Source organism: Marinobacter sp. M3C (assembly GCF_023311895.1).
Classification (GTDB): domain Bacteria; phylum Pseudomonadota; class Gammaproteobacteria; order Pseudomonadales; family Oleiphilaceae; genus Marinobacter.
The window spans coordinates 3655522-3677481 of the sequence record NZ_CP092284.1; the positions used below are offsets into that span (position 1 = coordinate 3655522).

Genomic DNA, 21960 nt, shown 5'->3' on the forward strand with positions numbered 1-21960 from the left:
AAACCAGGAGAAAACAATGAAAATAGTAACGACACTGGGCCGTGCAGTCGCGGCGGTAACTCTGAGTATGAGCGTTGCAACAGGTGCTATGGCTGGCGAGGTCAATATTGGTTTTACCGGGCCGCTAAGCGGTGGTGCTGCTTTGTATGGCGAAAATACGCTATCTGGCCTGCGTATGGCTGCGGATGAAATCAACGCAGCAGGTGGTTTCGATTTGAACGGCGAGAAAACCACCATCAACATGGTTTCGCTGGATGATCGGTACTCCCCAGCCCAGGCAGCAACAAACGCCAAACGTTTGAAACAGGAATCTAACGTTCCTGCTGTCTTTACTCCACATTCCGGCGGCACTTTTGCTCTGCAGGACTTCAACGAGAAAGCCAACTTCCTGGTTATGGCCTATACCAGTGTCCCGGCGGTAACGGAAAAGGGAAATACCCTGACTCTGCGCATTCCGCCTACGTTTGACGGCTATGTGCGGATGTTCACCGAATATGCTCAGGAACATCATGGCAAGACCCTGGGTATGGCCGGGGCTACCCATGAGTACGCAAAAATCTGGGCCTCCATGATCGAGAAAGAGTGGGTGGCCAAAGGTGGAACCGTGGTTGCCAACAACCCGATGGATTATAACAAGTCTGCTGACTTTTTCACCGGTGTGAGCCGGGTCATTGCTGCCAAGCCAGATGTTATGTTCGTTGGTGGCGCGTCAGATCCTACCGGTCTGGTCGTGCGGCAGGCGCGGCAGATGGGGTTTGAGGGTAGCTTTGTTATTATGGATCAAGCCAAAATTGATGAAGTGGCTAAAGCTGCCGGCAGCTTGGACATGCTCGAGGGTGCAGTAGGTGTGGTGCCTTTGAGTGTTTACGAGACCGAAGCGGCTAAGGGTTTCATTGAACGTTACAAAGCCGAGTACGATAAAATGCCGGGCTCTGAGGCTGCCTACAACTACTTGGCGTTACACGCTCTTGTAGAAGCCATGGATGCGACAGACTCGACGGAGCCGAAAGTGCTGCGGGCTGCCATAGGTGATGCTCTCAGAAGCATGGACTCCAGTAAAAACCCGTATGCTGTCACAGACGTAACGAAGGGCGGTGGTTTCGTGACCAACGCTACTATGGCTACGGTAAAAGATGGCAAAATTGTGCGGATTTCCAAAGACTAAATCCTCGGCTGGGTGACGGGAGCAAGCCGAGCAAGGCTTTTCCCGTCCAGTCTCGCTAGACCATCCATAGCCTCAACCTTCAGCTTGCGCATAGGGAGTTGTTCCGAACATGAGTGATAAGCCCAGTATTTTGATTGTTGGCGCCGGAGCCATTGGTAGCTTCTACGGTGCCATCCTCAAGAAGGCCGGTTGTTCGGTAAGCGCGGTGCTGCGTTCAGATTATGGTGCTGTTAAAGATCATGGTATCCGTATCACAAGCCCGTTCGGAGATCTGTCCTTCGAGCCTGACCATGTATACCGTGATGGTGACTTGCCTGACGAAGCCCCCGACTTTCTGGTTCTGTGCGTGAAAGTTCTGCCGGGCGTGGATCGGGTTGCGCTGGTCGCCCCCTGGATGGGTGAGAAGACCCGCTTGGTGCTGATCGAAAATGGCTTGGATATCGAAAAGGAACTGGCAGATGCTTACCCAGACAACCCACTTATAAGCTGTTTGGCGTTTATTGCTGCGAGCCGAACCGAATCCGGTGTGGTTGAGCATAAAGCTTATGGCAAGTTAGTGATGGGGCGTTATCCGGAAGGCGTTGATGAGAACTGCCGGGCTTTATCTCAACTGTTTGTAGAAGGCGGCATTAAGATCGACCTGACTGAGCGCGTTGTGGGTGAGCGTTGGCGCAAGTGCCTCTGGAATACCCCGTTCAACCCCTTGTCTGTGATTGCCAACGGCGCAGATACCCGAACCATTTTGGATACCGAAGGCGGCGAAGAGCTCGTTCGGGCCATGATGCGTGAGGTGATGGGCGTGGCTGCGGCAGAAGGCTACCCAATGGATGAGGGGCTGATCGGTCAGAACATTGAGGGCACCCGAAAAATGCCCCCATACAAGAACAGCATGGCGCTGGATTACCTGAACAACCGCCCCATTGAGCGGGAGGCCGTTCTGGGTAATGTGGTGGCTCTGGCCAAGCGTCATGACGTGCCAGTGCCCCACCTGAATACTGTGCTGGTCACCTTGAAGATGCGCGCAGCGCTGGAAGGGCGAGAGTAATATTTGGTTACAGCCGCCTTGCGTCAGGCTACATACATGGCAAGGTTTTCGGTTACACACGCTGGTTTGTCTTGGCCGTTGATTTCTACCGTGGTTTTGTACGTCGCCAGCGTTCTTTTGTCGCCTACGGGTGTAACGTCTATCAGCTCAACTTTCGTGCGGATCTCCGAGCCTACCGGCACAGCCGCGGGAAAGCGGAGTTTGTTCGTACCGTAATTAATGGTGGCTGTAGTGCCGGTTACCCGCAATGCCTGAGGATTAAGCCGAGAAATCAGAGATACCGTCAGGTAACCATGAGCAACCGGGCTTTTCCATGGTGACTCCCGCTTTGCCCGCTCCACGTCCACATGAATCCACTGGTGATCACCCGTGGCATCGGCAAATGCCCTGACCATTTCCTGGGTAATGGTCAGCCAGGGGCTGTAGCAACACAGGCGCCCTTTATGACCTGCCAGCTCATCAAATTGTATTTCCACCATAGTGAGCCCTTCCTATACCGCGTAACCGGGGTTTTTGCTGTCGAGAAGCCGCAGCAGTGCCGGCCAGGTGAGCGCCGCTGCGCTACCTAGGGTTTTTGACTGTTCTGCGGTTGTTCGAATAGCTTGCTCGGAGGGCATATACACCGGGCCGCAACTCTGTGCTTTAACCTGTATCTCGCAGGCTTTCATCAAGAAGTACAGGTACGTGAAGGTTTCCGGTACGTCTTTGCCAGCGGTCAGAACACCGTGATTGCGCAGCATCATCATGGATTTGTCCCCAAGGTCACGAATCAGGCGTTCTCGCTCATCCAGATTCAGGGCCACACCTTCATAGTCGTGGTAACTCACGTGCGCCAGGCAGAGCATGGCCGTTTGGCTCAGCGGTAACAGACCGTCTTTGTGGGCGGAAACCGCCACGCCGTCTGGCGCATGAAGATGCATAACAGCACCGGCATCGTCGCGCCCCATGTGCACAGCACTGTGTATGGTAAAGCCGGCGGGGTTCACCCTGCTAAGGCCCCCAGATTGCACAACCTGTCCGTCTTGGTCCACTTTTACCAGAGAGGACGCCGTAATCTCGTGGAACAGCAGGCCGTAAGGATTAATAAGAAAGTGATGTTCGGGGCCAGGTACGCGGGCGGAGAGGTGGGTGAAAACCAGATCGTCCCACCCGAACAGAGCGACGAGCCGATAGGCTGCCGCCAGCTTACTGCGAACCTGCCATTCTTCCACTCTCAGCGTATTAGCATCGGCATTCGAGGTGTTTGTTGTCATATTGTTCACCTTATTCCTGACTTTGAATAACAAAGGGGGTGGCGAACCACCCCCCTGAAAAAGTCCCCTGGCTGATCAGAACGAGGGCTCGGGCTCACTCATTGACGAGTTTAGCTTGCCTGTAATAGAGAGGCATAGCGTTCCAGGTGGAAGTCGTCATCACCCAGTTGGTGATTGATCATGATCAGACGCTTGGCGTAGTGGGCGAAGTTATATTCCCACGTCATGCCGATGCCACCATGAGATTGTATACCCTGTTCTGAAATAAACTGCCCGCTGCGGCCGATGACATTTTTTGCGGCGGCCAGCACGCGGCGGCGGTCAGTACTCTGTTCTTCGTCTGCCACGCTGGCTGCCAGGATCGCCATAGAGCGGGCCTGTTCCAGTTCAGACATCATGTCTACCATACGGTGCTGAAGTACCTGAAACTTGCCGATGGGCACGCCAAACTGCTTGCGTTGTTTGAGGTAACCCAGGGTCAGCTCGTTGGCCATTTCCATAACACCCACAGCTTCTGCACACAGCGCTGCAATGGCGCGCCCTGACTGATACTCAATCACCTCGGCGGCACTGCCTTCTTCGCCCAGTAGGGCGTCAGCATTTACCTGAACATTGTTCAGGGTAACGTCGCAACCTTTGGAGCCGTCGATGGTGGGATAAACCCGGCGCTCTATTCCGGCGGTATCCGCTTTAAGTGCAAACAAGCTGATGCCGCTGGCATCACGGCTATCACCGGAGCTGCGAGCGGATATCAGCATGATGTCGGCACAGTGCCCGCCAATCACCACGGCCTTTCGGCCATTGAGAACGTAGCCTGCGTCGTTTTTCTCGGCACGGGTTTCCACGTCGTTCAGATCGTAGAAACTCTGGGGTTCCTGAAGCGCAACCGCCGCTTGCAGTTCGCCGCTGGCAATGCCGCTCAGCCAGGTTTCTTTCTGGCTAGCGTTGCCCGCCTGGTTAATCAGCCCCCCAGCAAAAATAACAGACTGCAGGTACGGCTCCAGACATAGGCCGCGGCCCAGTTCGGTCATGACAGACTGGACTTCTACACCGCCACCGCCGAAGCCGCCTAGCTCTTCGGCGAAAGGCACGGCTGTCAGCCCCAGTTCGCTGAGCTGTTTCCAGAAATCAACGCTGAACCCGGCGTCGGTTTCACTGAACTCTAGGCGCTTTTCAAAACTGTACTCACCGCGCACCATACGGGCCACGGTGTCCTGCAGCATCTGCTGCTCTTCATTGAGTCGGAAATCCATGGTCGTCTCCTTAAAGCCCGAGAATCATTTTCGACACGATATTTTTTTGGATCTCGTTTGATCCGCCGAAAATCGAGAGCTTGCGGTTGTTGAAATACTGTGCCGAAAGGGGAGCGGCGTTCTCGTCTGACAGGAACTCGCCTTCGTAATCCAGGTTCAGCTCTTCTTCCACAAACGGAATGGCATAAGGCCCAATGGCTCGGCGTGCCAGGTCGTTAATAGCCTGACGAATTTCTGTGCCTTTCACCTTCAGCATCGAGCTCTCAGCGCCGGGAACGCCGCCGCCTTCAACCGCTGCAATGATGCGCAGGTTGCTGGTGGTTGCTGCCATCAAATCGATCTCAACCTTGGCAATGCGCTGGCTGAATGTTGTGTCTTCAATCAGCGGGCGGCCATTCTTGATGCGGCGTGAGGCCAGCGCTTTCAAGTGAGACAGTGCGGCTTTGGACAAACCGATGCCGGCCAGGCCTGTGCGCTCGTACGTCAGCAGGAACTTGGCGTAGGTCCAACCTTTATCTTCTTCACCCACCAGGTTTTCAACCGGAACCTTTACATCTTCAAAGAAGACTTCGTTCACTTCGTGCTCGCCATCGAGGGTGATGATCGGGCGTACGGTGATGCCTGGTGTGTTCATGTCGATCAACAGAAAGGAGATGCCTTCCTGTGCCTTTACCTCGGTGTTGGTGCGTACCAGGCAAAAAATCATGTTGGCGTACTGACCAAGGGTGGTCCAGGTTTTCTGGCCATTCACAATATAGTGGTCGCCCTGACGCACGGCGCGGGTTTTAAGTGATGCCAGATCGGAGCCTGCACCTGGCTCCGAATAGCCTTGGCACCACCAGTCCTCGCCGCTGAGGATGCGGGGCAGGTAGGTCTGCTTTTGTTCTTCGTTACCAAACTTGATGATAACGGGCGCCACCATGTTTACGCCGAATGGAATAGAGCGTGGCACGCCGTAGCGGCAGGACTCTTCATCCCAGATGTGTTTCTGAACCGGTGTCCACTTTACACCGCCATATTCTTCCGGCCAGTGCGTGGCGTACCAGCCCTGGGCACAGAGGATCTGCTGCCAGCGCAGGTGGTCTTCTTTGGTTAGGTGACGAAAGCCCTTCACTTTGGCAGCAATGTCTGCCGGCAGTTTTTTATCCAGAAAGGCGCGCACTTCGTCGCGGAACGCGAGCTCCTCGGCGGTGTAGTTCATGTTCATCGAATAGCCTCTTTTTGCGTTACAGCGAAAATATATACCGCATAGCATAATTACTCAATGATCGAACAAAATAGATGCTTGTGTCAACGATAATGAAACAAGCATAGTGCTATGCGTGATTCGGTTTTAAAAATTAATACCTTAAAGGCCTTGTTGAACTTAAAACCTTTGTTTATATTCGTGTGTATGGAAAGTTGTACTGCTAGATAAAATATAAAGCTGTTACAGTACCGCAGTGCGAAACTGCATGTTTGGTCAGGTACTCTTTAAGGCCGTGCATGGGCAATTTCAATAATAACGACACATACCACTTCGTTAAGAGGTTTGAGATGACAACAAGAAAGCATTTTCACGCTAAACCACTGGCCCGGGTTATAGCTCTGGCATCGATGCCTTTGGTGACCTTTGGTGCTGCCAACGTCGCTGCCCAAGAAAGCTCTGAGTTGCAAGAGTTGCGTGATCGCGTACAAACACTGGAGCGCACATTGGAAGGCGCAGTCTCTACCGCGCCAGAGCTGCAGGACGATAACCCGTATCTGCTACGCAATGGCGATGGCATAAAAATTGGTGGCACTACCATTTCGTTCGGTGGTTTCATCAAGGCCGATGCGATCTTCGGTTCCGGCGGAAACGGCTCACTTAATAGCTACACGGTAGGTTTGCCTCGCACCTATGCCTCAGCAGCTGCCTCAGGTGAAAGTGATTGGAAAACGGGCTTTAGTGCCCGTGAATCGCGCCTTAGCATTGGTACAGAAACTGATGATGTTGCTGGTCACATGCTGACGACTTACATTGAAATGGATTTCAATCAGGATTTGAATGACGCTCTGAACGAGACGGGTAACGAAATCGTTTCCAACAGTTACGCTCCGCGCTTGCGTCAGGCGTATGGCTCGTGGAATAACTGGGATTTTGGCCAGACTTACACCACCTTTACCGATCTTGCCGCACTGCCGGAAATTTTGGGCCAGGGCAAAATGGCCGCTTTCATCTACGTTACCCAGCCTCTGATTCGTTACAACATGGCCGTCCCGGGCGGCAAGCTGATGATGTCTTTGGAAAACCCGGAAGATGGCTTCTATGGTAATTCCTACGATGATCAGTCTTATCCGGACTTGGCTGTTCGTTATCAGTTGCGTGGTCAGTTTGGTTTTTATTCTATCGCAGGTTTGTTACGCAATTTTGAGGACAACGCAGCTAACGAAACCAAAACCGATGGTGCGGTGTCTTTGAGTGCACGCATACCAACGGTTGGTAAGGATGACTTGCGGCTGCAGTATAGCTATGGCGCACTGGGTCGCTACATGGGGCTTTTGACTTATCCGGATGTCGATTTGGTAGCCCGGGCGCAAGGAGATGTCGAGCCGCTTAAAACCTATGGTGCGACAGCGGCCTATCGCCACTTCTGGTCCCCGGCCTGGCGCTCGAGCCTGACAGTTTCACATACCGAAATCGTAGACGGCTTGCGTGCTTCGCCTGCAGGTACTTTGAGTTACTTTGATAGCTCGACCTCTGTGCACGCTAACTTGTTGTGGTCAGCCCATAAGAATCTCACGTTAGGCCTTGAATACGCTTACTGGGATTTTGGCGAGATTGCCAGTAGCAGCAGCAAGCAGTACGAGCAGGTCATGGCGTCAGCGAAGCTGTCTTTCTGATCTAAGGAAAACTGTCCGGCCCTGGTCGGACTGCCCACAAAAAACCCCTCCGTGAGAAGGGGTTTTTTGTGGGCAGTCCTTATGCAAGATCAGCCAAACGCTGCAATACCTGTCTGGCCACGGCCAAGGATCAGGGCGTGAACGTCATGGGTGCCCTCATAGGTATTGACTGCTTCGAGGTTCATCACGTGGCGGATGACATGGTATTCGTCTGAAATACCGTTGCCTCCGTGCATGTCACGGGCGACCCGCGCTATGTCCAATGACTTACCGCAGTTGTTGCGCTTCATCAGGGAAATTGCATCCGGAGATGCTTCACCAGCGTCCATCAGGCGGCCAAGCTGCAACGCACCTTGCAGGCCAAGGGCAATGTCGGTCTGCATGTCTACCAGCTTTTTCTGGATAAGCTGGTTCGCGGCTAATGGCTTACCAAACTGCTTGCGTTCCAAGGTGTAATTGCGGGCTGCATGCCAGCAAAATTCCGCTGCGCCGAGAGAGCCCCAACTGATGCCATAGCGAGCTTTGTTGAGACAACTGAACGGACCTTTCAGGCCTTCTACGTCCAGTTTATTCTCGTCAGGGCAGAACACATCGTCCATAAAGATGGAGCCGGTTTCGGACGCACGTAAGGAAAACTTGCCTTCAATTTTTGGGGTATCCAGACCTTTGGCGCCGCGCTCCAATACAAAGCCGGTGACCTTACCGTCAAGTTTGGCCCAAATCACGAAGACATCCGCAATGGGGGAGTTGGTAATCCAGGTTTTGGAGCCGCTGACCAGATAGCCGCCATCCACTTTCTTGGCGCGGGTTTCCATGCCGCCAGGGTCAGAGCCGTGGTCGGGCTCGGTCAAACCGAAACAGCCAACCCGTTCACCGGAGGCCAGTTTTGGCAGTACACGCTTTTTCAGTGCTTCCTGGCCAAATGAGTAAATCGGGTACATAACCAGCGAGGACTGAACGCTCAGAGCCGAGCGGTAGGCGGAATCCACACGCTCCACTTCCCGGGCAATCAGGCCATAACACACATGGTTCAGGCCAGCGCCACCGTATTCTTCCGGCAAGGTAGCGCCGAGCATGCCCAACTCACCCATGTCGGTGAAGATAGAGCGGTCAAATTTTTCGTGCCGGTTTGCCTCAACAATGCCAGGCATCAGGCGCTGGTCACAAAAGCCACGAATACTGTCCCGAACCTGACGTTCGGTTTCATCCAGTTGTTTGTCAAAGTGCAATAGGTCATCCCAAGACGCGGAAGCCATGCTGTTTCTCCTCGGTGAAAATCAGTTATTAACTCGTTCAATCACAGCGGCAATGCCTTGGCCAACGCCAATACACAGGCTGATAAGGGCGTAGCGTCCGCCGTTGCGCTCTAGCTGACGGGTGGCGGTGAGTGCAATCCTGGCGCCGGATGCGCCCAGCGGGTGGCCCATTGCAATGGCCCCCCCGTTCGGGTTCAGCCGGGAATCAGCAGGGTCTATTCCCAGTTGAGTGATACAACCGAGAACCTGAACTGAAAATGCCTCGTTAATCTCGATTACATCTATGTCAGCGAGCGTTAAGCCCGCGCGAGCCAACGCTTTTTTGCAGGCTGGAACCGGGCCTAACCCCATTAGCCGTGGTGAAACCCCCGCAATAGCGGCCGACACAATGCGGGCGCGGGGTCTTACGCCGGCGCGCTCACCGGCTTCTCTGGACCCGATAATCAGGGCAGCGGCACCGTCGTTAATTCCAGAGGCATTGCCCGCCGTTACTACACCGCCCTCAAATAACGGGCGGAGCTTTGCAAGCGACTCTGCGTTTGATTGGGGGCGTGGGTGTTCGTCTTCGCGAACGGTGACTGGTGGTTTTTTTCCGCCCTGGGGTACATCAATCGCCAGAATTTCATCGGTATAAAAACCTGTGCGACGGGCCTCTTCATAACGGGCCTGGCTCTGGGCAGCAAACTGATCTGTCAGCTCTCGGCTCAATCCCAGATCGCGGGCAATGTTATCGGCGGTCTCCGGCATCGTATCTGCTCCAAACTCGCGCTCAATAAGCGGGTTCGGGAAACGTGCGCCAATGGTGCTGTCGAAGGCACGGAAATCCCTGCTGAAAGGAGTCTCGCCCTTGGCGATCACAAAAGGGGCACGGCTCATGCTCTCGGTGCCGCCGGCCACAAACAATTCACCTTCGCCGCAACGAACCGCTCGGGCAGCGTCTATGATGGCCGCCAGTCCGGAGCCACAAAGCCGGTTAACGGTCAGTCCGCCTGTCTCGACTGGAAGGCCTGCCAGCAGCCCAGCGTGACGTGCCACGTTGCGCGCATCTTCGCCCGCTTGATTGGTACAGCCTGCAATGACGTCTTCATAGGCTTCCGGGGCGAACGCATTACGCTCAATCAGCGCGCGGATCACATGTGCCAGCAAGTCATCGGGCCGGACCCGGGAAAGAGCGCCCGCGTGGCGACCAAAAGCGGTTCGAAGACCATCATAGATAAATGCACTCATTATTTTTCCTCTGGGGGGTGCACAAACCGCCGGGGTTAGCGTGCAGGTTCGGGGGTAAAATATCCCGGGACGCCGTGTCGTTTATGCTAGTATAGTTTCATCAAGCGAAACTTAGTTTTGTATTCAATTAGCAAAAGACTAATCCGGGTGTATATGAAATGCAAGCAGAGACCATCCCTGTTAGCGTGAGTCTGGCAAGGACGGAGCAGGTATGAATACTGCAGACCGGTGGCTGTTACCGTTGGCGGTTCTGGCTCAGTTGATTGCTATATGCATTTCCAGCAGTCAGCTCAGTGCGATCGCGGGCCTGTTGTTTATTTTCTGCTTTCTATGGGCGGGTAGTCGCCTGCAGGGATATTCCCGCATTCTGTTGTTGGTTTCTTTGGCCGTCACGGGGTGGTTTTATGTTCACGGCCAGCTGGGCATGGACCGGTTAATCAAAGCGTCTGCGGATGCGGCATTTTACGCCGCCTTCCTTGGCAGCCTGGGAATGATGCAGTGCCTGGTCAGGCGTTTTGAAGTACTGCGCCGGATTCACGATGTCTTGTTGGGTGGTCGCGCGGTCTGGTTGTATCCGAAGTACGCTCTGGTTAGTTGTGGCATAGCTTCGGTGCTGAGTTTCGGCATGATGAATCTGTTGTGTGGCAGCCTTTCGGAAACCTTGCAGGAGCGTGGAATTACCGGTGAATCCCGCCTGCAGTGGCTGCGTAGTGTTCTGGTCAGCGCGCTTCGCGGTTTTGCTCTTGTTCCCCTGGTTGCGCCAACCAGCGTCGCCGTGGCCATACTGACCCGTGAACTGCCTCAGTTAAGCTGGTCCATGCTTTTGCCCTACGGCCTTGCGGCGTCCGTGGTCCTGATTGCGGTTGGCTGGTTGCTGGAGCAACGTCGTTTCCGGCAGGTCAGTAGCGAGCGTGTGGCTCTGGAACAGTGGCCACCGGGCACTTTGCGGCTGTTTGGGCTGGTCTTAACTGTCTTCTTAATTATGGCTGTTATCGTTGCTTTGACTGACTTTAAAGTGTCAGTTGCCGCCATGATGGCAGTGCCATCCGTTACGCTTCTTTATATGGCGTGGCAAGAAAGATCGCTTGGGATTGTGCTCAAGGAGAGCGTGACTCAGGTTTCAGCCATGAATAATGAAATGGCGATTTTTGCCGCGTCTGCAATTCTGGGGGTGTCAGTCTCCAGCGTGATTCCCGAGGATGCTTTAAGTGGCCTTGTGACCTCCGCTGGCGGAATGTGGGTACTCGCAGCAGCCGGCATGCTCAGCCTGCCGCTGCTATCAACCATTGGGATTATTCCGATTACGGTGCTCAGCGTTCTGGCTGGCCTGCTACCGCAGCTCATTGCGGAAGGCATGGATCCGATTCTGATATCCGTAGCCTTGGTTATCGGCTTTTCTTTGGCGATGATGCTCTCACCCTTCGGGCCGGCTGTCATGCTGCTGTCCCGCTTTGGTCAGGTGTCGCGTTGGGTGGTGGCATTTCGCTGGAATGGCGTGTTTGTATTAATGGCAGTGCCACTGTTGCTGGCGCTTCTCGCTTTCGAGATCGTTGTCTTGCCAATAATTCAATAAGGGACGCTTCCAGAAGTTTTATATTCTGTCAGTGCGTTTTCCGGCGAACGTGAACACCCTTTTTCTTAACGCATCACCCACCGGAGTTTGAAGCGGGCCTGACTACAACCTGGATTACCGCGTCGGATCTGGCGCAACCCTCACCAGCATCTTGCCGCGGTTTTTACCCTGCAGCAAACCCTGGAAGGCGCTAACGGTATTCTCTAAACCGTCGACGATGTCCTCCTGATAATGGATCTTGCCGTCCCGAATCCACTGGCTCATGTCGCGGCGGAAATCCGCCAGATGTTCGAGATGATCCGACTGGATAAAACCACGCAACATTAACCGCTTGACCAGAATCTTGCCCATGAACGGCACCAGTCGATCCGGCCCCTCTGGTAACGACGTCTGATTGTAGTGAGCGATGCGGCCGCAGACCGGAATGCGGGCAAAGTCATTGACCAGCGTCATCACCGCATCAAACACCCGACCACCGACATTCTCGAAATAGATGTCGATGCCATCGGGGCAGGCCTTCGCCAGCTGGGCTTCGAAATCGTCGTCTTTGTAATTGACGCAAACATCAAAACCATATTCCCGGACCACATGGTCGCACTTGTCCGGCGCCCCTGCGACGCCAACGACACGACAGCCACGCATCTTGGCGATCTGTCCGACCACCTGGCCAACGGCACCAGCGGCGGCGGATACCACAACCGTATCACCCTGTTTGGGCTGGCCAAACTGCAGCAATCCCACGTACGCGGTGAAGCCGGGCATACCCAGTACGCCGACCCCGGTACTGATCGGCGCCTGGGCCGGGTCAAGCTTCACCAGTGTATCCGCGTTGGCCACGGCATAGCGCTGCCAGCCGTTGCTGCTGAGCACGTAGTCGCCGGCACTCACCGCCGGACTGTTACTGACCACAACTTCACTGATGGTCTGCCCTCCCATCACCTCACCGAGCTCAACGCTCTTGGCATAGGAGGCGGCATCGTTCATACGACCGCGCATATAAGGGTCCAGCGATAGATAAATCGTCTTCAGCAGAGCCTGACCCTCCCCTGGCTCGGGCAAAGCGCTGTCCTGTAACTTCAGGCTATGCTCGTCAGGCATACCGATTGGGCGCTGGGCAAGTATGTACTGTTGATTTTTATCCATTGTTTTCACCTCTGGTGGTTGCACCCTGAGAGCGGGTGCATGAAAATAAAATAGGAAGCTTAGGAAGCTCTTATATCTCTCGTAAGCGAAATAAAGGAAACAATAATGATAACGATTGCTCTGGATGAACTAGCCAGCCACAAAGGTGAAGTCATTGGCTGCAGCCCCTGGAAAACCATTACTCAGGAGATGATCCGGGCCTTTGCTGACGCCACGGGGGATCATCAGTGGATTCATGTCGACGTTGAACGTGCGACCACAGAATCTCCTTGGAAAAGCCCCGTGGCTCACGGCTTTCTGACCATTTCGCTGATTCCCGTCATGAACCAGAGCGTTATGCACATCACCGGCACTGCCGCCACCATCAACTACGGCATGAACAAACTTCGACTGCCATCCGCCGTAAAATCGGGCTCGGATATCCGCTCCCGGGTGGAACTCATTGATGTCACGCCGGTCGACGACAAACGTGTACTGGCAACTTACCAGACCACAGTGGAAATCAACGGCGAGACCAAACCCGCTTGCGTTGCTGAAACCCTGGCCATGTACGTCAAAGCTTGAGCCCCATGGCGCAACCTGTGCGCGACATAAAAAAGGAGTTCCCGCTCTTTTTATTCATCAGATACCTCGCGCCAGAGGCGAGCCCAGCTTACTCGCTCATGCATTCCACGACAATCTTGCCGTCCTTGACCACCGCCACGGTGGTGGGGGTGACAAAACCACGCTTGTCGTCAATAACCTTGACTTCATAAGGGTTGAAATTGTCCGGCATACTCCGGTGTAGAAGTCCGCTGACTTGTTGTAGCCCATCGGGTCGATGCAGCCGCAATCTGTGAAGCAATGAGTCGCCCGCACTTGAGATTCGTATCGATCAAAACAGTTGCTCAACAATATATCCGGGCTATTCAGTGAGTTCGGGAAGAGCTTCTGAGCCAACGAACAGCTAAGGTCAGCCAGGTTTGAGGTCTCGAGGGTGAATACGGCACCGTTGCTCCTGTCGGCATACAACAATTGCGCAACGCACTACCCGGCTCCAGGGCTTTGGCAGCCAGATATTCTGGCATGGGCCAATCTCCGTCTCGACAAGGCCCAGCGACTGTCCGCAGTTGAATTCCTGGAGGATCTGTCCCGGAACACTATTGGCAAGGTATTGAAACGGGAGCTGCGAACTGCCTACCTGAAACAGTAGATATCTGCTAAATATTGAAAAAAGACAATCATATGATAAGCTAAAAAAATAATAGTTCGCCTTGCGGTCCAGAATACCGCAGTGCGGTTCAAAAAGAAAAAACCGACAACGACACAGCAGACACAACAATAAGAGGTAATACTATGAAAATCCTTACTCGCTATCGCAAAAAACTCGGTATTTATGCCACCGCCATTACACTCGGCGTTTCAGGCGCTCTGGTTGTCAGCCCCGCTGCCGCACAAGAGACCTTTACCTGGAAGGTGCAGTCTCACTATCCCAGCTCCAGCGTCTCGTATCAGGATAGCCTTGTACGCCTGAAGAATGTACTTGAGGAGCGCACAGATGGCCGCCTGAAACTCGAGCTTTACGAATCCGGCGCGCTGTTCAAGGCCCGGGAGACGTTTAAAGCCGTCAGTCGTGGCATTATCGAAATGGGTACCATCAACGCTTCGTACGCCCAGGATTCAGTCAGCCTTGCTGCCATTGCAGCAGGTCTGCCGTTTGCTTTCCAGAATGTCTGGGAAGCCGTCTATTTCCACGAGAACCTCGGATTCGAGCAGATGTTGCGGGACGAAGCAGCAGAACACGGCGTTTACTGGGCTACCGAAAAGGCCTATCCGACCGAGATGGTGATCAAGAAACCCATCAATAGCTGGGAGGACTTTACCCGCCTGAAGATTCGCTCCACCGGCTCGCTGCAGAGGTTTCTGTCCGAAGCCGGTGCGGCGGCGTCCTATGTTTCCGGCGGTGAACTCTATACCGCGCTGGATACCGGTGTTTTGGACGGTGCTCACTGGGGCGCAGCCCAGGGCGCTGCGAGCATGGGGCTTTATGAAGTGGCCAAGTACCACGTCAAGCCGAGCCTAACCATTGCCGGCACTGACGCCTTCCTCGTCAACCAGAAAGCCCTGGATAAACTGCCGGAAGACATGCAGCAGATCGTCAAGCAGGCGCTGAAAGAGAGTTTCTGGGTGCGCACCAACGAATACCTGTATCAAGAGCGCGTTGCTCTCGCTAAAGCGATTGCCGAAGACGGTGTCAAGATTAATACCTTGCCTGATGACGTCCGGGAGCGCCTGGTTAAGACCGCCCAGCGCATGTGGAAAGAAGAAGGCAAGCGCAGCGAAAGAACTCAGAAAGCCCTGGATATGCTGAATAGCTACCGGACAGATCTCGGGTACCTCTAAGCCAGCAAACCAATACGCCGGGTACGCCCCAATAGGGGCTGCCCGGTTTTTTTCTGTCACAGTTTTGCCAACCGGAGATGAGAGCCTGGCTTCCAGCCGCAGACGAAGCACTTCTCTGATTTTGGGTATTGGAATTGTCTCTGCTGGCATGGCCCTGATCCCCGAAAAAAGGAATCAGAGTAGAAAACGATTTAAAAAAATGTGTTGAGAAAGATTCTGGTTAAACGTGAACACCGATTCCGAAAAATCACCAAAAAGCGTTCATTTTCAGCCGGAATGACTGTTAACGTTCGCCTGGAAGGGGTGTTCAGGATGGGCCAGAAGAGGCAGTCAGGCAAAACGATATACCAATTCTTACTCATGGGTGGCAGTTTTTCGAGCTGCAGGATGCGGATTGAAAAGCAAATGTTTCATTTTGATGGTAGTTTTGACCGGAGTTTGTGGTACTTGCATTCGTCAACGATTAGAATGCCGTTCACTTTGTATATACCAAACTTATAGCCCGGAACTGGGGCAGACGACGTTGTTGGAGGACGCCACATTATGTCAAAAGCAGAAGCTACTTTACCGGAGCTTGTGACCGCTTCCGGTGACGGCGAACCAGTGAAGCAGGAGAAAGATCGGAAGTTCGTCGAAGCGCTGTCCCGCGGCCTGGATGTGCTGCGTGCTTTCAGTCAGGGTTCTGTCATTCTCGGTAATCAGGATATTGCCCGACTTACCGGCCTGCCCAAACCAACCATATCCCGTATGACATACACCCTGACCAAGTTGGGGTATCTGAGCTACAGCACCCAACTGGAAAAATATCAGCTCAGCTCCGGTGTGCTGGCATTGGGTTATGCGTACGTGTCCAACCTGAAAGTGCGCCAGTTAGCCAAGCCTTACATGGATGAATTTGCGCGCCAGACTAATATGTCTGTGGGTTTGACCTGTCGTGACCGGCTTCATATGATCTATGTCGAAAACCGCCTGCCTCCGGAAGCTTCTTTGCTGCGTATGGATATTGGTATCAAGCTGCCCATGGCGACCACGTCTGCAGGCCGGGCCTATTACTGCTCAGTTTCTGATAAAGGGCGTAAGGTTATTGAAGATGCGATGGAGTTAAAGTACGGCCCGGAATCCTGGCCCGAGAAAAAGGAAGGGCTGGACCGCGCCATGGAAGACTATAAGAAGTATGGTTTCTGCCTTTCAATCGGTGAGTGGGATCGCAATATCAATTCCGCCGGTGTGCCTGTTCATCTGCAAGATGGCACGATCATGACACTGACGTGTGCCGCGCCTTCCTACTTGGTGCCCGCTGAGAAGCTTCGTGGTTCTATTGCCCACCAGTTGGCCTTGCTGGCAAGTGACATTGAGACGCTCGGCGTTTAATCCGGTTCCGGAGCGCCAGGCCCGGCGCATTACCCCGAGCTTCACATAAAACCGCAGGATTCGTTCTGCGGTTTTTTTGTGCCTGGTTTTAAATGGTGGTTGAAACCCGGAGAGAACTTGTATTAAATTGTATGCATGTTTCGCGTGTTAAAATTAAATTTCATATAAAGCGAGGGAGAGGTTATGTCTGAGGTCGTAAATTACAATCGTGAAGGCAGTATTGGCGTGATTACCGTGAATTACCCGCCGGTCAATGCCCTCAGCCACGCGGTACGTTCCGGACTGGTTGCTGCGCTGGAGCAAGGGCAAAAAGATTCAAACGCCAAGGTGCTTTTGCTGGTGTGTGAAGGCCGTACCTTCATTGCGGGTGCGGACATCCGTGAGTTTGGCAAGCCCATGCAGAAACCGGGGCTGCCCGCAGTCGTTGAACAATATGAAAACAGTGACAAGCCTCTTGTTGCAGCGATCCATGGCACGGCGCTGGGTGGTGGGCTGGAAATGGCTCTTGGTTGCCATTACCGGGTTGCATTGAGCAGTGCGAAGGTTGGCCTGCCGGAAGTGAAACTTGGCCTATTGCCAGGCGCCGGTGGTACTCAGCGCTTGCCTCGCCTGACCGGAGCGCAAAAAGCGCTGGAAATGATTACCTCAGGTGAGTTTGTTGGTGCTAAAGACGCTCTTGCGTTTGGCATCGTAGATGCCGTTGACGACGGTAATGACGTGAAAGCTGCAGGCCTTGTCTACGCGCAGCAGATTGCCGATGAGGGTAAGCCGGTGCGTCGGGTTCGTGATCTGACGGACAAGGTTGCGGCCGACAAGGGCAGCGACGTATTTGATCAGTTCCGTGCCGTGCTGCAAAAGAAGGCCCGTGGTCAGTTTTCTCCGTTCAAGTGTGTAGATGCCATTGAAGCGGCGTTTAACTTGCCGTTCGCTGACGGCATGAAGCGCGAGCGTGAGTTGTTTATGGAGTGCATGGACTCTCCCCAGCGCGATGGTCTGATTCATTCGTTCTTTGCCGAACGTGAAGTTTCCAAAGTAAAAGGTCTGTCGAAGGATACGCCGGTACGCGATGTGAACAGCGTCGGTGTCATCGGCGCCGGTACCATGGGCGGTGGTATTGCCATGAACTTTGCCAACGTCGGCATCCCCGTCACCATCGTGGAGATGAAGCAGGAAGCCCTGGACAAGGGGTTGGGCATTATCCGCAAGAACTATGAAAGCTCCGCGAAGAAGGGGCGCATCACGCAGCAGCAGGTGGAAGATCGGATGGCGCTGATCACCGGCAGCCTGAGTTATGACGATTTCAAAGACGTGGATCTGGTGATTGAAGCTGTGTTCGAAAACATGGCCGTTAAAAAGGAGATCTTCGCGAAGCTGGATGACGTTTGTAAGCCCGGAGCCATTCTGGCCTCCAACACCTCTACTCTGGACATTGACGAAATTGCGTCTGCCACCAAGCGTCCGGAAGACGTTGTGGGTATGCACTTCTTCAGCCCGGCCAACGTGATGAGGTTGCTGGAGAACGTTCGCGGCAGCAAGACCTCTGATGAGGTGAAAGCGACGGTGATGGCGGTGGCCAAGAAGATCAAAAAAGTAGGTGTGCTGGTGGGCAACTGCCACGGCTTTGTTGGCAATCGCATGCTGCACAAGCGTGGCACCGAAGCTATGGCGCTGGTTAATGAAGGCGCCACGCCGCAACAGGTAGACAAGGTGTTGACGGATCTGGGTTATCCCATGGGCCAGTTTGCGATGTCTGACCTGGCGGGTATCGATGTTGGTTATCGGATTCGTGAAGAGCTTCGAAATGCCGGCGAGCAAGTAGCGCGCAGCTGGATGGATAAGCTTGCTGAGCAAAATCGTCTTGGCCAGAAAACTATGAAAGGTGTGTACGCGTACGAAGAGGGCAGCCGCACTCCTGTTCCTGACCCTGAAGTGAAGCGGGTCATCGAAGATTTCCGTAAAGAACAGGGTATTAGTTCACGTGAAATTACGGATCAGGAAATTCTTGAGCGCTGCATGTATGTGATGGTGAATGAGGCAGCCAAGATTCTGGAAGAGGGCGTAGCTGACCGCGCTCTGGATATAGATGCGGTCTGGATCTACGGCTATGGTTTCCCGGCTTACCGTGGTGGCCCGATGTTCTGGGCGGATCAGGTTGGTCTGGATCTGATTCTGGCGGCGGTTGAGAAGTACCATGGTGATGTTGGTGGTGAACAGTGGAAACCCGCTAATTTGCTCAAGCAGTTGGTTGCTGAGGGAAAGAAATTCGGCGACTTGTAAGTCTGCTAACTACCTTTAACCGGCAGGCACCCTATTTTTATTTCGAGGTAACTTTTATGTCAGACGCCGTTATTGTTTCTACCGCACGTACCGCTCTTGGCAAGTCTTACCGGGGTGCTTTTAACAACACGCACAGTGTGGACCTTGCCGGGCATGTTATTAAACATGCAGTGGCACGTGCTGGTATCGATCCCGCTATTGTTGAGGACGTGATTCTTGGCGCCACTTTTCAAGAAGGTGCCCAGGGCAAAAACATCGCTCGTCTGGCCGCTATTCGTGCCGGCTTACCGGTAACGACCGCCGGGTTGTCGATCAACCGTTTTTGCAGCTCCGGTCTGCAATCTATTGCTATTGCTGCTCAGCGTGTCATTTTTGAAAAAGTGCCGGTCATGGTTGCCGGCGGCGTGGAGTCGATCTCTATGGTGCAGAACGACAAGCTTAATAGCTTTCATGCGACCAACGAGTGGCTGATGAAGCACAAGCCTGAACTGTACATGTCGATGATCGAAACTGCGGACATCGTTGCCCAGCGCTACAACGTCAGCCGGGAGTCTCAGGACGAATACGCCCTGATCTCCCAGCAGCGCACTGCGGCCGCTCAGGAAGCCGGGAAGTTCGACCAGGAAATTGTGCCGTTCGATGCCACCATGCTGGTCAAAAACAAAGAAACCGGTGACCTCAGTCAGAAAAATGTCACTCTCACCCGCGATGAGTGCAATCGCCCTAACACCACGCTTGAAAGCCTACGGGGCCTCAGTCCAGTGCGTGGCGACGGTCACTTTGTTACCGCCGGCAATGCCAGCCAGCTATCCGACGGTGCATCAGTGTGCACGGTGATGAATAGCACCTATGCCGAAAAACACAACATTGAGCCCATGGGCATCTTCCGTGGTTTCGCGGTAGCCGGATGTGAGCCGGATGAAATGGGCATTGGCCCGGTCTTCGCCATTCCGCGTCTGCTGGAGCGAAGTGGTTTGACCATGGATGATATCGATCTCTGGGAGCTGAACGAAGCCTTCGCCTCTCAGGTTGTGTACTGCCGTGACCGTTTAGGCATTCCGATGGAAAAACTGAATGTTAACGGTGGCTCAATTTCTATTGGTCATCCTTACGGTGTCACGGGTTCTCGCCTTGCCGGCCATGCTTTGATTGAAGGTAAACGTCGCGGCGCTAAATACGTTGTGGTGACCATGTGCATTGGTGGCGGCCAAGGGGCCGCAGGTTTGTTTGAAGTGGTTTGATCGTCAATAGCGCTCGGGTGGCTAACCGTCAAAAATAACAAGCATGGTGAGGGTGTCAAAACGTGCAGCAAAAGATCATCAATCCGCAGGACTTGGCGTTCCAGCTTTACGAGCTTCATAACGTAGAGCAGTTTTTAAGTTTTGATCGCTATTGCGATCACAGTCGGGAAACTCTTCAGTCTGCGCTTGATCTGGCATTGAAGGTTGCTGCAGAGGAATTTGCGCCCCACGCGCGCTTGGTGGACGAGAACGAGCCGCGCTTTGAAAACGGCCGGGTGACGATGCGTCCGGAAGTAAGAAAAGCGTTGGATGTGTTGAGAGATACAGGCCTGATGGCGGCTGGTCAAGACTACGAGCTTGGTGGTATGCAGCTGCCCGCCGCCGTAGCGCAGATGTGTGTGGGAATGCTTAAAGGCGCTAACGTTGGCACTCAGGGCTATGCCGGCCTGACCATTGCTGCAGCCAATCTTATAATGGTGCAGGGTTCGCAAGAACAAAAGGCCCGCTTTGCAGAGCCTATGATGGCTGGCCGGTTCTTCGGCACCATGTGCCTGACTGAGTCCCACGCGGGCTCCTCCCTGGGTGATCTGCGTACCCGCGCAGAACCTCAGGTGGACGGAACTTACCGTCTGTTCGGTAGCAAAATCTATATCTCCGGTGGCGATCACGAATTGAGCGAGAACATTATCCACATGGTGCTCGCTCGTCTACCGGGTGCACCTTTGGGTGTTAAGGGCATTTCGCTATTTTTAGTGCCTAAAATCCTGGTTAATGAAGACGACAGTCTTGGTGAGCGAAACGATGTGGCGCTGGCGGGTTTAATTCACAAGATGGGCTACCGGGGTACTACCTCTACTATGCTCAACTTTGGTGAAAAAGACGGTGCGGTCGGTTACCTGGTGGGCGAGGCTGACAAAGGCCTGGCGGCCATGTTCCACATGATGAACGAAGCGCGCATTGGTGTTGGTTTAGGCTCTGTCATGCTTGGCTATACCGGTTACCTGCACGCGCTGGAGTACGCCAGGGAACGTCATCAGGGCAGGCCTGTCGGGGAAAAAAATCCGGGTACGCCGCAAGTGCCATTGATTCGCCATGGGGATATCCGCCGTATGCTTCTGGCGCAAAAAGCGTATGTGGAAGGCGGGTTGGCTCTGTGCCTGCAAGGCGCGATGTGGGTGGATGAGAAGAAATTCGCCGCCAGCGAAGATCAGCGCAATCTGGCAGCAGGACTGCTCGATTTACTGACTCCGGTGATCAAATCCTGGCCTTCACGCTATTGCCTTGAAGCCAACAGCTTGGCGATTCAAGTACACGGCGGCTATGGCTACACCCGGGAATACCCGGTGGAACAGTTCTACCGGGATAACCGGCTTAATGCTATTCACGAAGGCACTCACGGCATTCAGGGCATTGACCTGCTAAACCGGAAAGTGTCCGTGGCGGGAGGCCGGTTTTATCAGGAGCTGATGGGGCGCATTGAGGCAACCATTGGTGATGCCAGGCAGGAGTCGCGGCTTGTAGAATCTGCTGGTCGTCTTGAACAGGCGATGAAGGCCATTAAGGAAGCTACAGACGTTATCAATCACGAGAAAACCGAGGGCAACAAAGAGAAAGCGTTGGCGAATGCTACGCTTTATCTTGATGCTTTTGGCCAGGTTGTGGTTGGTTGGTTGTGGCTTCGCCAAGCCCTTAAAGCGATAGCAGGGCTGGCTGGCAAAGGCGAACAGACGCCGGCATTTTACCAAGGCAAGATCAAGGCTTGCGAATACTTTGCCCGATATGAGTTATCCGGCGTGTTGAGCACTGCGGAACTGCTGAAAGCCGTCGATTCTACCGCTCTGGAGATTCTTGAAGATCAGTTTTAGAAACCCGGAAGCGAGTACCGACAATGGACAAAAAATCAAAAGCCTTG

General features: G+C 53.8%; 18 protein-coding genes. 10 read left to right on the forward strand and 8 right to left on the reverse strand.

The window, feature by feature from the left end; all coding sequences use genetic code 11:
* Positions 1-16: 16 nt before the first annotated feature.
* Positions 17-1165, forward strand: a complete 1149-nt coding sequence (locus MIH18_RS17130) for an ABC transporter substrate-binding protein (protein WP_249013035.1) — start codon at positions 17-19, stop codon at positions 1163-1165.
* Positions 1166-1274: 109 nt separating this feature from the next.
* Entirely contained in the window at positions 1275-2210 is a 936-nt protein-coding gene (locus tag MIH18_RS17135; RefSeq protein ID WP_249013036.1) for a 2-dehydropantoate 2-reductase, read from the forward strand.
* Between the two features lie 23 nt (positions 2211-2233).
* Here MIH18_RS17135 and MIH18_RS17140 read toward each other — a convergent pair whose 3' ends face one another.
* The 4 genes from MIH18_RS17140 to MIH18_RS17155 form a co-directional block, all read right to left on the reverse strand.
* The gene (locus MIH18_RS17140) at positions 2234-2689 is read right to left on the reverse strand and encodes a MaoC family dehydratase (RefSeq protein WP_249013037.1); all 456 of its coding nucleotides are present in this window, start codon (positions 2687-2689) and stop codon (positions 2234-2236) included.
* Positions 2690-2701: 12 nt separating this feature from the next.
* Positions 2702-3463 carry a class II aldolase/adducin family protein gene (locus tag MIH18_RS17145; RefSeq protein WP_249013038.1) on the reverse strand — a complete coding sequence of 254 codons (762 nt, stop codon included), beginning with the start codon at positions 3461-3463 and terminating at the stop codon, positions 2702-2704.
* Positions 3464-3573: 110 nt separating this feature from the next.
* Positions 3574-4716, reverse strand: coding sequence for an acyl-CoA dehydrogenase (locus MIH18_RS17150; protein ID WP_249013039.1), 1143 nt, complete (start codon positions 4714-4716; stop codon positions 3574-3576).
* A 10-nt stretch (positions 4717-4726) separates the two neighbouring features.
* A complete protein-coding gene (locus MIH18_RS17155; RefSeq protein WP_249013040.1) occupies positions 4727-5923 on the reverse strand; it encodes an acyl-CoA dehydrogenase family protein in 1197 nt (398 codons plus the stop codon).
* 329 nt (positions 5924-6252) lie between these two features.
* Here MIH18_RS17155 and MIH18_RS17160 point away from each other — a divergent pair, with 329 nt between their 5' ends.
* Positions 6253-7578, forward strand: coding sequence for a porin (locus MIH18_RS17160; protein WP_249013041.1), 1326 nt, complete (start codon positions 6253-6255; stop codon positions 7576-7578).
* 89 nt (positions 7579-7667) lie between these two features.
* Here MIH18_RS17160 and MIH18_RS17165 read toward each other — a convergent pair whose 3' ends face one another.
* A complete protein-coding gene (locus MIH18_RS17165) occupies positions 7668-8834 on the reverse strand; it encodes an acyl-CoA dehydrogenase (RefSeq protein ID WP_249013042.1) in 1167 nt (388 codons plus the stop codon).
* Between the two features lie 21 nt (positions 8835-8855).
* Positions 8856-10061, reverse strand: a complete 1206-nt coding sequence (locus tag MIH18_RS17170; RefSeq protein WP_283164759.1) for a 3-oxoadipyl-CoA thiolase — start codon at positions 10059-10061, stop codon at positions 8856-8858.
* A gap of 211 nt (positions 10062-10272) precedes the next feature.
* Here MIH18_RS17170 and MIH18_RS17175 point away from each other — a divergent pair, with 211 nt between their 5' ends.
* Positions 10273-11634, forward strand: coding sequence for a hypothetical protein (locus MIH18_RS17175; protein WP_249013043.1), 1362 nt, complete (start codon positions 10273-10275; stop codon positions 11632-11634).
* Between the two features lie 114 nt (positions 11635-11748).
* Here the strand turns inward: MIH18_RS17175 and MIH18_RS17180 are convergent, their stop codons facing one another.
* Complete coding sequence (locus MIH18_RS17180; RefSeq protein WP_249013044.1) at positions 11749-12777, reverse strand: NADP-dependent oxidoreductase; 1029 nt, start codon at positions 12775-12777, stop codon at positions 11749-11751.
* 105 nt (positions 12778-12882) lie between these two features.
* Here MIH18_RS17180 and MIH18_RS17185 point away from each other — a divergent pair, with 105 nt between their 5' ends.
* Entirely contained in the window at positions 12883-13341 is a 459-nt protein-coding gene (locus MIH18_RS17185) for a MaoC family dehydratase (protein ID WP_249013045.1), read from the forward strand.
* An 88-nt stretch (positions 13342-13429) separates the two neighbouring features.
* Here MIH18_RS17185 and MIH18_RS23970 read toward each other — a convergent pair whose 3' ends face one another.
* Positions 13430-13552, reverse strand: a complete 123-nt coding sequence (locus tag MIH18_RS23970) for a hypothetical protein (protein WP_283164760.1) — start codon at positions 13550-13552, stop codon at positions 13430-13432.
* A gap of 560 nt (positions 13553-14112) precedes the next feature.
* Between MIH18_RS23970 and dctP the strand changes: the two genes are divergently transcribed.
* From dctP to MIH18_RS17210, 5 genes are all read left to right on the forward strand, one after another.
* Positions 14113-15159, forward strand: a complete 1047-nt coding sequence (dctP, locus tag MIH18_RS17190) for a TRAP transporter substrate-binding protein DctP (protein WP_249013046.1) — start codon at positions 14113-14115, stop codon at positions 15157-15159.
* A 543-nt stretch (positions 15160-15702) separates the two neighbouring features.
* Positions 15703-16530, forward strand: coding sequence for an IclR family transcriptional regulator (locus MIH18_RS17195; RefSeq protein WP_249013047.1), 828 nt, complete (start codon positions 15703-15705; stop codon positions 16528-16530).
* A 183-nt stretch (positions 16531-16713) separates the two neighbouring features.
* Positions 16714-18807: a 3-hydroxyacyl-CoA dehydrogenase NAD-binding domain-containing protein gene (locus MIH18_RS17200; protein WP_249013048.1), complete on the forward strand. Its 2094-nt coding sequence runs from the start codon at positions 16714-16716 to the stop codon at positions 18805-18807.
* Between the two features lie 56 nt (positions 18808-18863).
* Positions 18864-20048: an acetyl-CoA C-acyltransferase gene (locus MIH18_RS17205; protein ID WP_249013049.1), complete on the forward strand. Its 1185-nt coding sequence runs from the start codon at positions 18864-18866 to the stop codon at positions 20046-20048.
* A gap of 62 nt (positions 20049-20110) precedes the next feature.
* A complete protein-coding gene (locus MIH18_RS17210) occupies positions 20111-21913 on the forward strand; it encodes an acyl-CoA dehydrogenase (RefSeq protein WP_249013050.1) in 1803 nt (600 codons plus the stop codon).
* The last annotated feature ends 47 nt before the right edge of the window (positions 21914-21960 follow it).

What these genes read in the sequence shown, in the direction of transcription:
- MIH18_RS17155 (WP_249013040.1), bottom strand. Translation starts at nt 5,923, where the DNA reads ATGAACATGAACTACACCGCCGAGGAGCTCGCGTTCCGCGACGAAGTG.
- MIH18_RS17180 (WP_249013044.1), bottom strand. Translation starts at nt 12,777, where the DNA reads ATGGATAAAAATCAACAGTACATACTTGCCCAGCGCCCAATCGGTATG.
- MIH18_RS17160 (WP_249013041.1), top strand. Translation starts at nt 6,253, where the DNA reads ATGACAACAAGAAAGCATTTTCACGCTAAACCACTGGCCCGGGTTATA.
- MIH18_RS17195 (WP_249013047.1), top strand. Translation starts at nt 15,703, where the DNA reads ATGTCAAAAGCAGAAGCTACTTTACCGGAGCTTGTGACCGCTTCCGGT.
- MIH18_RS17185 (WP_249013045.1), top strand. Translation starts at nt 12,883, where the DNA reads ATGATAACGATTGCTCTGGATGAACTAGCCAGCCACAAAGGTGAAGTC.
- MIH18_RS17170 (WP_283164759.1), bottom strand. Translation starts at nt 10,061, where the DNA reads ATGAGTGCATTTATCTATGATGGTCTTCGAACCGCTTTTGGTCGCCAC.
- MIH18_RS17200 (WP_249013048.1), top strand. Translation starts at nt 16,714, where the DNA reads ATGTCTGAGGTCGTAAATTACAATCGTGAAGGCAGTATTGGCGTGATT.
- dctP (WP_249013046.1), top strand. Translation starts at nt 14,113, where the DNA reads ATGAAAATCCTTACTCGCTATCGCAAAAAACTCGGTATTTATGCCACC.
- MIH18_RS17130 (WP_249013035.1), top strand. Translation starts at nt 17, where the DNA reads ATGAAAATAGTAACGACACTGGGCCGTGCAGTCGCGGCGGTAACTCTG.
- MIH18_RS17145 (WP_249013038.1), bottom strand. Translation starts at nt 3,463, where the DNA reads ATGACAACAAACACCTCGAATGCCGATGCTAATACGCTGAGAGTGGAA.
- MIH18_RS17205 (WP_249013049.1), top strand. Translation starts at nt 18,864, where the DNA reads ATGTCAGACGCCGTTATTGTTTCTACCGCACGTACCGCTCTTGGCAAG.
- MIH18_RS23970 (WP_283164760.1), bottom strand. Translation starts at nt 13,552, where the DNA reads ATGCCGGACAATTTCAACCCTTATGAAGTCAAGGTTATTGACGACAAG.
- MIH18_RS17140 (WP_249013037.1), bottom strand. Translation starts at nt 2,689, where the DNA reads ATGGTGGAAATACAATTTGATGAGCTGGCAGGTCATAAAGGGCGCCTG.
- MIH18_RS17165 (WP_249013042.1), bottom strand. Translation starts at nt 8,834, where the DNA reads ATGGCTTCCGCGTCTTGGGATGACCTATTGCACTTTGACAAACAACTG.
- MIH18_RS17175 (WP_249013043.1), top strand. Translation starts at nt 10,273, where the DNA reads ATGAATACTGCAGACCGGTGGCTGTTACCGTTGGCGGTTCTGGCTCAG.
- MIH18_RS17135 (WP_249013036.1), top strand. Translation starts at nt 1,275, where the DNA reads ATGAGTGATAAGCCCAGTATTTTGATTGTTGGCGCCGGAGCCATTGGT.
- MIH18_RS17150 (WP_249013039.1), bottom strand. Translation starts at nt 4,716, where the DNA reads ATGGATTTCCGACTCAATGAAGAGCAGCAGATGCTGCAGGACACCGTG.